Raw genomic sequence first — 12,323 nt, 5'->3', positions numbered from 1 at the left:
CGCGCGGATCAGGTGCTACGGTTACTTGGTACCGCTTACGAGCGCTTCGACCACTCGGTGACAACGTGCGTGACCACATCGACATGGCTGAACTGGCTCAGGCGGGGTGCGCGGCCATGGGGCTTGCCGATGTACGTGATCGCCATGTCGATGTAGCGGTCATAGGGCATGCCCAGGCTGTCAATGGTCTGGCGCAGCGACCAGACGTCAGTAACGACCGCTGCATCGACCAGCTTGGGGTCATAGCGGCGCTTCTTGTTGGCCGGCAGGTAGGTGTCCAAGACATCCGACAACGCTTCGGTCGCCTGGAACGCGGTCAGGTGCGCGACGTCAGGATGGGCTTGACGACGCCAGAGCCTATCCGCTTCAAGCACCTCGCGGGAGATCAGGTCATTGACGATTTCGATTTCCGCATTGGCGCCCTGTTCGGGGCTGATGGCATGGGCTTCAAGAAGCCTTTTGAGGCGGGCGTAATCAGGGATGCTGCTGCAGTTCGTGTCGGTTGCGGCCGTCGGGTTGATGGCCTGGTGGGTGGAGGCGTGATTGTTCATTTGTATCTGTCTTGGTTGGGCAGCGACTTGCTGCGGAACGGACGATACGCAACCAAAATTGGCGAAAGGGGTCGCCATGTTTGTATCTGCCAACTAAAATTGGTTGACTACAATATTGGGGGGTGGTATGAGCGGGCCGCGAATTGTTCCAAGCTTTTCATTCAGCGATCTGGAATTTTTCTTGCGCATAGCAGGAGCGCTGTCCATGCACGCGGACGTCATTCTTCGCGATGATGGCGAAGTTAACTTTGATGGCAGCGAAACTGGAAAGATGCATGGACATCTGACCCTGCGTCATGTCCAGGTCTTGTGGCGAATTTCGGCTTGTGAAGACAACTTTGATGTCGTCTACGCGGATTCACTGGATCGGATGTTTGCATTCCCTACGAAGCAACACCTTAGGGATCTTGTTAGGTTTGGGCTCATCGAAAGCGAACAGGACGATTGCAATCGTCGGCGCAAACCGTTGAAGTTGACTGAAAGAGGGCAGCACGCAGTCTCCAGGCTGTTGGAAGCTTGGAAATTTGAGTCTCATGCAATCTTCGAGGGCTACCCAGAAGAAGCCATGAGGAATCTAGTTGGTGTTCTGCGCCAGCAAGACGGACTAGCTGATCACCTGTTGAGAACGTACAGGCGTCAGCAATAGTCGGATACGTCTGGGTGAATTGAACAGGCGTCAATGAAGTTCTGCAGTGTTGAAAGCGAGTGCTTTGAATCAAGACTGTGGACTCGGAGGCGGCTATTTTTTCAGTGTGCGTTCGGCGCGCTCGGCAGCCTTGGCCAGCGCCCGATACGACTGCCGCTTGCCATTGCCGGGTTCATCTTCGTCAGTCCCGGCGCCACGGTCATCTGAAGGCAAGTTGGATCGGCAATACCGGCAGATGACGGCTTCGGCTTGGATCGTTTCGGCGCAGCGTGGGCAAGTGCGGGTGCTGCCCGCACTGCTGCGACCTGCATACATCATTCCAAACCCCAGGACGAACAACGCGCCACCACCGATCATCCATGGTGGTAGCTTCTTCATGTCTTCCCGCATCTGCTCGCTTTGCAATCGCCTTTCGAAGATTTCAAAGGACTTTCCTTGGTCAAGGTCCATCAGATTCTTTAGTGAGTTGCTTGAAATCTTGTGCTCCAACTCGCGGTGTTCGTGTACAGCCCAACCACCGATCGCCATGCCGACCAGGATGATGAAGATGCCCAGCTTTTCGAAGTTCATGGTTGATCGGCTCCAAGTTCTCCAGCTTTTGCACGACGGCAAACCTCGCGTACGATCGTGACGCCATCGGTGTCTTCGGCAACTTTTATCGCAAACGCGCCATCCCCCAGGATCGCCGCCATGAATGGCATGAATCCAACGTATGCGCCGAGTGAATTCTTGGCGTTGACTTCGCCACAGTAGATGCCTTCGCCGGGGTTCTTCTGCGGGGAGTCCGGTCCCGATACCAGTTCAAGCCGACGGAACTGCGCGCTTGCTGGATCTTTGAAGTTTTCCGTTACGGCAGCTCGCAGGGCTTGTAGCTGTTTCGCGGATGGGGCTGCAATGGCTGTCGCAGGCGATGTCAGCAAGGCAAGTGCAATTGTTGCCACAGACACAAGTGTCGTCTTCATGATGTCCCCTCGAAAGTTTGGTCAGAACGCCGTGGGCGTGACCATGTACGTTCCGTCCTGTGTCACAGCCAGTCGGATCTTCGTGACACTGCTGGGTTCGACCATGACCGTTGTTTCGCGTCGTCGTGCTTCCGCATTGACGAGGTCGCACACACCAGTGCCAGCTGGCCCTACGGCCAAGATGCGACTGCCCGCAGGGATGATCAGGGTGGTCGTTTCGCCACGGCGCAGATGCGCGGTCAGTTGGCCGTCGATGTAGAACCCGAACGGACAAGCTGCCCCTGGCAGCCCTGCGTCACGAACGACGACGATCTGGCCCGATGGGACGTCAATGGGCTGGTTGTAAGCGAACACGCGGTCGGGTGGGGTAGGGACAGCATCAGCCAGTGCTATCGGGCGCGTGACACACCCTGTCAGCAGCGCAGGTATCAAGCAAAACAACGCGAAACGCTTCATAGAACCCCCATGGTCGGTCGACGGATCAAGGGGTTAGCCTGTCTGCGCGCACGATGTCTTCCCCAACGACGCGCTCGGCTTTACACCCCCTCTTCAGTAAATGTAGAGTCTACGCACAGTGAGGCGCAAGGGTGAAGATGGGGCAGGTTTATCGACCGTTGATTCCGCTTGCCCAGCAAAGCAACAGCCATCTTTGCGCAACGACTGAAGGACGCCCGTGCAATGCGGGACGTGTCGCAGCGCGCGCTGGGAGCGATGCTAGGAATGACGAAGAAGATCGGTAGCGTTCGTATCAATCGATACGAACAACAGACATCGCGTGCCGACATGGATACTGCCGCTCAGTTGGCTGAAGCGCTGCAGGTTCCACTCGCGTACCTTTTTGCCGAAACGGATGAGCTCGCGGACTGGATCTTGGCGTTTGAGAAATTGGACCCTGAAGCCCGAGCCAAGATCCTCGTCAAGACCAAGGCTTCGTCGAGGTAGCCTACGCAGCCAGCTTCTCGACGGCAGCAGCCAGGTGTTCCGGTGCCAGATGGGCATATCGCAGCGTCATGGTCAGGTCGGCGTGTCCCAGCAGTTCCCGGACGGTGTTCAAGTCCACGCCAGCCATGACGAGCCGGCTCGCAAAGTGATGGCGTAGGTCATGGAACCGGAAGTTCTGGATCTTGGCTGTGGTCAACAGGGTGTCCCAGGACGACTTGACGCCCGCGACACCGAACACGCTGCCGGCATCCTTGGTTTGCGACGCCCATTGCCGCAGGACTGACATGGCTTCGGCGTTCAAGGGCACATGACGCTGTTTACCTGACTTGGCATGTTCACGGCGCACGGTCAGCATCCGGGCCTGTAGGTTGATGTCGGACCAGTCCAGCGACAGCAGTTCGCCCCGACGCAGCCCGGTATTGATTGCCAGCAGCACGGCTGGAGTCAGGTGGTCGGCATAGGCACCAGCAGGCAGGGTCGGGTACAAGGGGCGCTTGCGAGCAGCACGCCATTGGTTGGCTGACGCGCGCGCTGCAGCTTGGTCTTGATCGCGCTTGGTGAGCGTTGCACGCAAGCGCTGTTCTTCGGCTGGAGACAAGAACCTGACGATATTGCGGGGCTTGGCTGCCCGCATGCGTAATTGCCCGATGGGGTTCTGATCCAGCACGCCCCATTTGACCGCCTTGGCGATGACCGCCCGTAGGCTGGCAAGGTCACGCCATGCCGTGGCTTTGCTGATCGGGGTTTCGGCGTCAGGACGCGCCCGGGTCTGCAGGCGTGCCAGCCACCAGCGTTCGACCCAAGCCGCATCAATGGACGACATCGGCAGGGGCAGGGCATCCGGAAAGACCCGCGACAGGCGTTCGATGTACTTGTCTGCGCCCTTGAGTTCGCTGCGTGCCCATGGGGCGTAATGGTTACGCAGGAAATCGTCCAGCGTGATCTTTGGCGTGTTGGACTTGGCGATGCTGGGCAGACCCGTCTGGATATAGTCAGCGATCACCTTGCGGGCGATATCGCGGGCTTGGTCCAGATCCAGATGTGCAGCAGACCCCAGCGTACGACGCTTGCCATGCGTCCAGGTGACAACCCAAGCTTTGTGCCCACTGGGCTGCACCCGCAACAGCAGGCCACGCACCTGCGTATCCCTGAGCTCGTAAGCGCGATCCCGGGGTTTGGTGGTGGTGACGATGCGCTTGGTGAGCGTGATAACTGACATCCGGGCGGGTTCCGTAGTTGGCGTAAGCCAAGAATAGGAAGGGCCGGTGCGGCATGTTTGGATGTGGATCGTCCGTGTTGGAAAGATCGCTGCGCTCGTCGATTTCGCGAATCAAATGCCCAGACGATGGTTGGAACAGCGTCGTTGGATCTTGGGTGTACTCGTCTTGCCACTTTAGTGCCGCCGGGGCGACCTATCCAATCAGACCAGACGGGCGTTAAAAATTCGCGCCGCCGCACGATTCTGTTGACATGCTACGAGGGCAGAGGTATCTAGGCAGACAAGGGGATATGAACAGATCCGGATTGGGTCTGCATGCAGGAAGAAATGGACTTCATCAGGGGCTCTGGGAACACCAATTTCTGTAATCACTTCCGCTGCGCGTTCTACGCGGAGCGTTCTTGCGTTTGCGTGCCAAATGGCTGGAGGATGTGTGGATCAGAAGGGCAGTAATAGACTTAAGCACAAAGCGTGTCTGGTCGCAGTATTGACCATGTCTGCGGCGTTGTCCGCCTGGGCGCAGGACAATTCGGATCAGCCGAACCCGAAATATGCTTCTGTCCACAATAATTCGAATGCCCCGATGACAACTGCGGGGAGCGAGTTTGGTGATCAGGTCAGCATGCAAACTGGAACGATATCGTTCAACGTGGTTGACGTATCTTTGCCAGGAAACAATCGCCTTCCTGTGGAGTTCAGGCGCCGCAAGGTGGAGATGGTAAAGGGAACGACGGAAGGGTCGTACCGTAACGCGATGGTGGACTGGGAGATAGATCTTCCCAGGATCTACGTGGTTCACGATGGTATAGATGGTTGGCTAACGTCGGATGCTAGTGCGCCAAGAAAGAACTGCTCGGTCGGAGGTAGCGCGCTAATAAAGCCAAACGATACCAAGCCTTATCTCGGTGGCATTCAAACATACTGGCAGCCACCAAGGGTACACATTCCAGGAGGTCAAGATCTTGGGCTTCAGTACAACTTGGGGCACATGGCCGCTCCGAGCGGAGGCGGACCCTATTATTGGCTTACAAAAGATAATCATTACTTCTCGTGTATCCCGACTCTAAAAAATGCAGGTGGGGCAACTGCCAAAGAGATATTGTGGGGAAGTTCAGAGGGCTACTTGATGCTGGCACCAGATGGAACAAGATACTGGTTTGACTGGGTTTCCACTAGCTTTATGTCCTTTCATAGTGGGCCATCTACGTTTAGATCAAATCATGTCGGTACATTCAACATGAATGTCGTTCAGATATCGTTGCACGCTACTCGCATCGAAGACAGATTTGGCAACTGGGTAACCTATAGTTATTCCAACAAAAGTACTGAAAAGGTCAAGCTAGACGCTATCGAATCTAGTGATGGCCGCCGTATAGACATTTCGTATGCAAATATCCCGTATGCAACTGACAAGGTTTCATCTGTTTCCGCAAATGGGCGGGTTTGGACGTACTCGTATGGACAAAGCCCGTCTACTCTGGGAAATTACCCTTATATGCTTACGCAAGTTGATAATCCAGACGAAAGTAAGTGGCTTTACCAGTTTGGCGGAGATAGGTACGGCAGTCTCTACTACGCGGATGTTAGCTTTGACGGATGTAATGTGCATCCGAACGCAGTGCCGGACCATACGTTGGGTGCGGGGATGTATGAAAGGTCGTATACCGTGACGGCACCATCCGGCGCGAAAGCCTTATTTGGTGTGTCTCCCCTGATCATTGGGAGGTCGGGAGTGCCTAGGCAATGCTATGTGATTGGTATCCAGCCAGATGGAGCTGGCAGCTATGAGAATATTTACCAGCCAATTAGCCCTGTCGCGACTTCAGGGTTGGGGTTGACCTACAAGAAGGTTTCCGGCCCAGGGCTCGCTGACGCCATCTGGAAATACACGTACACGTCGCAACTGGGATTCCTGCCATTCACGGGCGGCGCGACACAAGGCAAAGTTCTGAAGCCGGATGGCTCATACGAGATCCACACGTTTGGCAACGTCTTCAAGCAGAACGATGGTCTGCTATTGAGCATCGATACCTATGACGGAGGCGGAGTCCTTCGTCGGCGAGTTGCCAACACATACGAGCTTGGTCAAGGAAACCCTGCTTATCCGAAAGCGGTTGGGTTCGACCCTGAGTTCCGTGGAGGAAGCTATGACGATGCGGTGCTCCGGCCGTTGGTGCGTTCGACCATCACGCAGGATGGCGTGACGTTTTCTACGCAAGTCAATAGCTTGGATAGCCGGGGGCGTCCACTAAGCGTCACAAGATCTAGCGCGCCGACACCTTGACCGCGATGGGATGGCTGGTAGCGAGCAATAGGATTCATGGGGATACCAAATGGATAGGTTACGAATTGCTGTGCTGGTCGGTGCACTTGGCGCCGCGCTGTTGCCTGGCTTGGCCAGTGCGCAGACATACACGCGCACGGACGTCATCGTGTATCACGACAACACCAGCAAATGGGTGTTGGGACAGGTTGCGTCGTCTACCAACAGCAATACTGGATTGGTCGAATACGCGACGACCTATGACGCCACCACTGCGTTACCGTTGCAGACGTATGCGTTCGGCAAGCTGCAGCAGACGTTGACGTACAACGCGAACGGTAACGTCGTCACCGTCAAAGATGGCAATAGCAACGTCACAACGTTGTCTGCTTGGAAGCGTGGCATTCCTGGAAGTATCAAGCATCCAGTCACGCCTGAATCACCGTTAGGTGCGGTGCAGTCTGCGGACATAGACAACAATGGATGGATTACGTCCGTCACAGACGAGACAAATTCGAAGACTTGCTATGAGTACGATCCGATGGGTCGCGTAACGCAGATTATCTATCCGTCGGATACGCAGGCTGGAGTCTGCGATACGTCTAAGTGGGGGGCTACCACGATTAGCTTCGCTCCGCAGTCCACCGGTGCATCTGGCTTGCCTGCGGGATACTGGCGTCAGGACATTGCGACGGGCAACTATCGCAAGCACGTGTATCACGACGCCTTGTGGCGACCGGTTGTGATAAGAGAGCACGATCAGTCCCAGATTTCCGAGACCACTCGCTTCACTCGGTTCGCTTACGACCACGAAGGAAGGACAACTTTTGCATCCTATCCGGGGGCGGTGCACAACCTGACCAATGGGGCTTGGACCAGTTACGACGCACTAGGTCGGGTGCGGTCGGTCAAGCAGGACTGGGAAGGCGCTGGACAGCTGACCACGACCACCTCATACCTTAGCAATGCTGCGGGCTCTTACACGCTCGTGACCGATCCCCGGGGTGGACAGACGCGGACTTGGTACCAGGCTTTCGACCAGCCCAGCCACGATTATCCTGTGACGATCTGGCATCCAGCGGGGGCATACACACACATTGATCGTGATGTCTTCGGTAAGCCCAAGCAGTTGCGTCGCAGCAACAACAGTAGTGCAAGCGGCGGCACGCTCGCGGTCAATCGCAGCTACGCCTACAACACGGCACAAGAGTTGTGCCGCACAGTGGAGCCGGAGACTGGCGCCACGTTGATGGGCTATGACGGTGCAGGCAATCTGACTTGGTCAGCATCCGGCCTCCCGGCAGCGACTGCCTGTCATGCCACGGGGAACCTCGCTGTCATCAATGCTCGCAAGGCAACTCGAGCCTACGATGCGCGCAATAGGGTGGCGTCTCTTGGCTTTCCAGATGGCCTGGGTAACACCATCAGCACCTACACTCCTGACGGATTGCTGGCTTCGATCACAGCCGACAATGGTGGTTCCAGCCAGGTCACCACCAACTACACCTACAACCGTCGCCGCCTGATGATCGGCGAGCGGATGCTATGGGGAAGCGTTGATTGGCCTATCCAGTACACCTACAACGCGAATGGTCATCTCGCGTCGAAGGGCAGTTACGGCGGATTCCAGGTGGCCTATGCGCCCAATGCGCTGGGCCAGCCGACACAGGCAGGTACTTATGCCACTGGGGTGAAGTACTTCCCCAACGGGGCGATGAAAGAGTTTTCCTACGGCAATGGCCTACGGCATACGCTGACGCAGAATGCGCGTGGCTTGCCCGATACGAGTTGCGACTATTACGGCACATGCAACGCATCAGCTGTCCTCAATGACGGCTACGATTACGATGGCAATGCCAACGTAGCTGCGATCAGTGATGGTCGAACGGGGAATCGTGGCAACCGGACAATGACCTACGACGCACTGGATCGGCTGACAGGCACCGTATCGCCGATGTTCGGGACCGCGTCGTACACATATGACGTTCTGGATAACTTGACTCGTGTCCAGGTCGGAGCCACTTCGAACCTTGCAGCGCGAAACCACCACTATTGCTATGACGGCGCATGGCGCTTGACAAACGTCAAGACGGGGTCATGCGCTGGAGCCACCGTGGTGGGCCTTGGCTATGACCTCCAAGGGAATGTGACAAACAAGAACGGTGCAGTCTACGTATTTGACTACGGAAATCGGCTGCGAGGATCGAACGGAGTTGCTAGTTATGTGTATGACGGCCATGGTCGTCGGGCACGGGACTACACTACGGCGAGCAAGTACAGTCAGTATGCGAACGACGGGCAACTTTCCTTCGTGAGCGACCTGCGTGCAAAGTTGCAGTCCTGGTACGTTCATTTGAATGGAAGCCTTGTTGCCATTCGTGAGCGGGACACGGTTTCCGGCGCTGCCGTCGTCAAGTACCAGCACACCGATGCACTTGGTAGCCCGGTCGCGATCACCGATGCCAGTCGCGTTGTCGTCGAACGCAGCGAGTACGAACCTTACGGGCGTGTCGGTAATCGAGCTGCCAGGGATGGTGTTGGCTACACCGGGCATGTGGAAGACGCTGCGACCGGCCTGACGTACATGCAGCAGCGGTATTACGATCCGCAGATTGGATTGTTCTTGTCTGTCGATCCGGTGACGGCATACAGCAATCCGGTGGGGCAGTTCCATCGGTATCGGTATGCGAACAACAATCCTTACAAGTTTGTTGATCCGGATGGGCGAGCAATCGTGATTCCTTGGAAAGTGGTCGGGGATGTGGCTGTAAGGCGCGGTACTCAAGCGGGTATAGCGTCACAATTAGATAGTCCTCTCCCTGGGCCAGGTGATGTTGTTGGCGCAATTATTCTTGCGGGTGCGATTGGAGAGATTGGTTACAAGATCTATCAGGCCAATCAAGAGCAATCGCCGACAGACGTCGTGAATGATGTAATTGAAGGGATTCTAGAAGGAACGACGCCAGCTCCGGGTACTGCGGGCGAGCGAGGTGAGCGTCAGGGGGGGGCAGGGGACGGAGATGCCGCGTGGGAGAAACTGAATGGCATCCCGGGTGCGCAATCTAATGGGCCTAACAACATAAAGTTTCCAGATGGAAGCAATGCAAATCGGCATACAAGCACTAGGCCTTACAAAGATGGGCCTCCTGCAGGAACGGACACAATTAAGCACTATCCGAAGGATAGTAATGTTCCTTCAACGACTATTCGCTATCCAAAAGGAAGCAGGTAATGGGGCATGTATCAGATTTTATACATAGTCATCTGTTTCGTAACTTTCCGCCGGAGAACCCGCTGGTGCTCAGTACGTGGACAGGAATGGCATTTGACCGAAACCTTTACGAATCATTCGCACCTGATGACGTCTGGCGTGAATGGTTATCGACGCACCTGCAAGATTCAGTTGGATCGCGCTCCATCAGTGTTGCAAAAGACTGCGATATTGACGATGACGCTGCAGTTCATGTGATCAATGCGGATTTGTTAGAATTACTTGAATACTGGAAGAATGATTTGAATTTCATGTCGGATCATTACGTGTTCTCATTGGCTGGGAAGTGGATTATCAGGTTGGATCAAGATGTCACGCTGTTCGCGGGAGATTCTGAGTTTGTCGGGCGCGTCGTTAATAGATTGGGTGGGTGTGATGCGGTTTTGGCTAGAATGGAGATGGATTTTTCGCCAGGTGACGGTGACGAGATAGGTTTGGGGCGTTATTTGAGGGGGCTGCTCAGGAGGTCGTCCTGATCGTGGTGCTGTGCTTTCGGCGTCTGTGGTTGCTTGTATTACTTTGGAGTATCGCGGAGATTCGAGGTCAGTAGCTCGATGAGTGGGGTCTGCGTCAACTGCGGTGTCGGAATCTGGCAATCGCGCGAGGCGTCTTCCGCTTTTGGATCGAACGTGCTCGAATCCCACGCGCAGCCTTGGACATTGACCCTCTCTTACTTGTTCTTCCATCTCGCAAGCTCAGTAACATAGGCATGCGAAAGCGGCCGCCGAGCATTCAATACGCTCAGACGGTGCTCGTCCGCTATGTCCTACTTGCAGAATTCAGAAAATAGTCGTCGCCACCGACGTGACCACATCCCGGTCGAAAGTCACTGCGACCCTCAGGTTGTCCTCGATGTAGTACCAGACTTCCTGGTCATTGCCCGGATGGCCCCTCAGCCCTGGGTTGCCCGCCTTGCGGATGACGTCCGACTTGGCGTCGCCGACCGTGACGTTCTTGAACTCAAATATGCTGGCTGCCGTCGGGTGGATGGCGAGAGGCATCGGCGCGGTCGACTGAGCGAAGTCGGAACCTGCTGCAGCCAGACAGGGCAGCATCAATGCCAACGCCGGGATGATGATGTTCATGATGAATCCTCGCAGGGGCAAAGCCGAGCCGCACTGCATGGCTTGGGTTGCTTATACCTGCTTTGGGCTGATGGCGTCGTTCCCGACATAGCTCGTTTCAGTGGGCTTGGCAAACCCGGCGCAGCCCATTAGCCACCCGAAGCCGCTACAGGCCTGCCCCGGGTCTCTCCAAACCACCGATTCGGGGAAGAAGGTGAATGATTGGATGAAGCCGATGTTTCGACTAGTCTCGTCGCGATGAAACATTCCGATTTCGTTGGCGGAAAGGCTGGATCTGCCCTCAATCATCCCCCGGGGTTCCAAGCGGCCTTTGCGGGTGCCCTGTTCGTCTTGATCAGTGGAGCGGCACTGGCCGGCGATGACGGTATGCATGCCATTGAATTGAATGCAGCCGTTGACCACGCGAGGGTAGGGATTGATGACGACATTTCTGTGTGCGCGAGTCTCAAGAACGTCCAGGGCAGCGGCTATGTCACTGTGTATGGCCGGCTCGGCTGGGGCGAGTGGTGGGGGCTGCGATTGGAAGTTCTCAGGGGCGGCACGCAGCGGGTGTTGTCTCAGGAAATGGATCATCTACGAGCGATTCCATCCACATTTGAAGAACCGGAGTACTTTGTTCCACTTCGGCCGGGGCATTCGCTGGGTTTCTGTCGGGTCGACAAGGGACGAGACCTGTTTCAGGAGCCTGGCGACTATGAATTGCAAGTGTCGTACCTCAGCCCCGCTCCTCGTAAGTACTCAAACGCCCCGGGTCTGCTGTCCATGGAAGACGGTCGGTTGCACTCGAGGCGGGTCAGGATAGAGGTCTTGCCTTGATTGCGCGGCCGTTCACATCGCTGGAGGCGAGCGCTTTGCCTCTACCGCCGCGACTAACGCCCGAAAGCAGCGAGTAGTGTCAGCAGGTGCTTGACGGAAAGATCGAGGGGCAACCGGGTGACAAGTCAACCGAAACAGGAATCGCATCAATGAATTCAGATGAAGTCGAGACGGCGCTCATGCTCCTGCATCGGGAAATGGCAGGACAGGCAAGTGTTGCCTTGCTTGTTCCAAAAGAACTTATGTCGTTTGATGACCAAATCGAGCAGATCCGTGAATGGATCGAAGACGCAGGAGAGTATGGAATTGCGTACCAGTCAATGGTTGCTCTTCTCGAAAGTTATCCGTTCTCCATTTCAGGACCGGCGGCAATCAAGCTGTTGGAAGTTGGATTGTCCTTCGGGTTCAAGGCGCGCTGATTCAAGAAGCTCGCTCTTTGGGCACTTAAAGATCCACAAAGTCGTCATTTCCGTCTGTTGTGACAATGGATCCCGCGCTTGGTATGCCGGCTGATCATCTGCCTTATCTGGCCAGCTTGGTGGATGTATATCATCGTTGCCAATAGGGC

13 protein-coding genes are annotated in these 12,323 nt (G+C 55.8%); 7 read left to right on the top strand and 6 right to left on the bottom strand.

The window, feature by feature from the left end:
- Window positions 1–35 precede the first annotated feature (35 nt).
- Window positions 36–551: a hypothetical protein gene (locus ACYX7E_RS14730; RefSeq protein ID WP_462081345.1), complete on the bottom strand. Its 516-nt coding sequence runs from the start codon at window positions 549–551 to the stop codon at window positions 36–38.
- Between the two features lie 205 nt (window positions 552–756).
- Between ACYX7E_RS14730 and ACYX7E_RS14725 the strand changes: the two genes are divergently transcribed.
- A complete protein-coding gene (locus ACYX7E_RS14725; protein WP_462081344.1) occupies window positions 757–1,197 on the top strand; it encodes a hypothetical protein in 441 nt (146 codons plus the stop codon).
- Between the two features lie 93 nt (window positions 1,198–1,290).
- On the opposite strand, the gene ACYX7E_RS14720 is transcribed toward ACYX7E_RS14725, so the two are convergent.
- Genes ACYX7E_RS14720 through ACYX7E_RS14710 form a run of 3 tightly spaced genes read right to left on the bottom strand, consistent with a single transcriptional unit; the run spans window position 1,291 to window position 2,513 of the window.
- Window positions 1,291–1,767: a hypothetical protein gene (locus ACYX7E_RS14720; protein ID WP_462081343.1), complete on the bottom strand. Its 477-nt coding sequence runs from the start codon at window positions 1,765–1,767 to the stop codon at window positions 1,291–1,293.
- Window positions 1,764–2,159 carry a hypothetical protein gene (locus tag ACYX7E_RS14715; protein WP_462081342.1) on the bottom strand — a complete coding sequence of 132 codons (396 nt, stop codon included), beginning with the start codon at window positions 2,157–2,159 and terminating at the stop codon, window positions 1,764–1,766. Before ACYX7E_RS14715 ends, ACYX7E_RS14720 begins: the two co-directional genes overlap by 4 nt.
- 21 nt (window positions 2,160–2,180) lie before the next feature.
- The gene (locus ACYX7E_RS14710; RefSeq protein ID WP_462081341.1) at window positions 2,181–2,513 is read right to left on the bottom strand and encodes a hypothetical protein; all 333 of its coding nucleotides are present in this window, start codon (window positions 2,511–2,513) and stop codon (window positions 2,181–2,183) included.
- A 270-nt stretch (window positions 2,514–2,783) separates the two neighbouring features.
- Between ACYX7E_RS14710 and ACYX7E_RS14705 the strand changes: the two genes are divergently transcribed.
- Window positions 2,784–3,101 carry a helix-turn-helix domain-containing protein gene (locus ACYX7E_RS14705; RefSeq protein ID WP_462081340.1) on the top strand — a complete coding sequence of 106 codons (318 nt, stop codon included), beginning with the start codon at window positions 2,784–2,786 and terminating at the stop codon, window positions 3,099–3,101.
- Between the two features lies 1 nt (window position 3,102).
- Here ACYX7E_RS14705 and ACYX7E_RS14700 read toward each other — a convergent pair whose 3' ends face one another.
- Window positions 3,103–4,320: a tyrosine-type recombinase/integrase gene (locus ACYX7E_RS14700; protein WP_462081339.1), complete on the bottom strand. Its 1,218-nt coding sequence runs from the start codon at window positions 4,318–4,320 to the stop codon at window positions 3,103–3,105.
- Between the two features lie 493 nt (window positions 4,321–4,813).
- Here ACYX7E_RS14700 and ACYX7E_RS14695 point away from each other — a divergent pair, with 493 nt between their 5' ends.
- The 3 genes from ACYX7E_RS14695 to ACYX7E_RS14685 are packed head-to-tail and all read left to right on the top strand — an operon-like array spanning window position 4,814 to window position 10,330.
- On the top strand, window positions 4,814–6,604 hold the full coding sequence (locus tag ACYX7E_RS14695; protein WP_462081338.1) for a hypothetical protein: 1,791 nt from the start codon (window positions 4,814–4,816) through the stop codon (window positions 6,602–6,604).
- A gap of 49 nt (window positions 6,605–6,653) precedes the next feature.
- Window positions 6,654–9,815 (top strand): RHS repeat domain-containing protein, encoded by a 3,162-nt coding sequence (locus tag ACYX7E_RS14690; RefSeq protein WP_462081337.1) that lies wholly within the window; start codon window positions 6,654–6,656, stop codon window positions 9,813–9,815.
- Window positions 9,815–10,330, top strand: coding sequence for a hypothetical protein (locus ACYX7E_RS14685; protein ID WP_462081336.1), 516 nt, complete (start codon window positions 9,815–9,817; stop codon window positions 10,328–10,330). The genes ACYX7E_RS14690 and ACYX7E_RS14685 overlap by 1 nt, the downstream gene beginning before the upstream one ends.
- Before the next feature lie 303 nt (window positions 10,331–10,633).
- Here the strand turns inward: ACYX7E_RS14685 and ACYX7E_RS14680 are convergent, their stop codons facing one another.
- Complete coding sequence (locus tag ACYX7E_RS14680; RefSeq protein WP_462081335.1) at window positions 10,634–10,939, bottom strand: hypothetical protein; 306 nt, start codon at window positions 10,937–10,939, stop codon at window positions 10,634–10,636.
- A gap of 237 nt (window positions 10,940–11,176) precedes the next feature.
- On the opposite strand from ACYX7E_RS14680, the gene ACYX7E_RS14675 reads away from it, so the two are divergent.
- Together ACYX7E_RS14675 and ACYX7E_RS14670 are read left to right on the top strand one after the other, a co-directional pair.
- On the top strand, window positions 11,177–11,755 hold the full coding sequence (locus ACYX7E_RS14675) for a hypothetical protein (RefSeq protein WP_462081334.1): 579 nt from the start codon (window positions 11,177–11,179) through the stop codon (window positions 11,753–11,755).
- Window positions 11,756–11,904: 149 nt separating this feature from the next.
- Window positions 11,905–12,174: a hypothetical protein gene (locus ACYX7E_RS14670; RefSeq protein ID WP_462081333.1), complete on the top strand. Its 270-nt coding sequence runs from the start codon at window positions 11,905–11,907 to the stop codon at window positions 12,172–12,174.
- Window positions 12,175–12,323 lie beyond the last annotated feature (149 nt).

Source organism: Luteimonas sp. RIT-PG2_3, from assembly GCF_054902115.1.
Note: the sequence above shows the minus strand (reverse complement) of the source record. Positions and strands in the feature narration are given on the sequence as shown.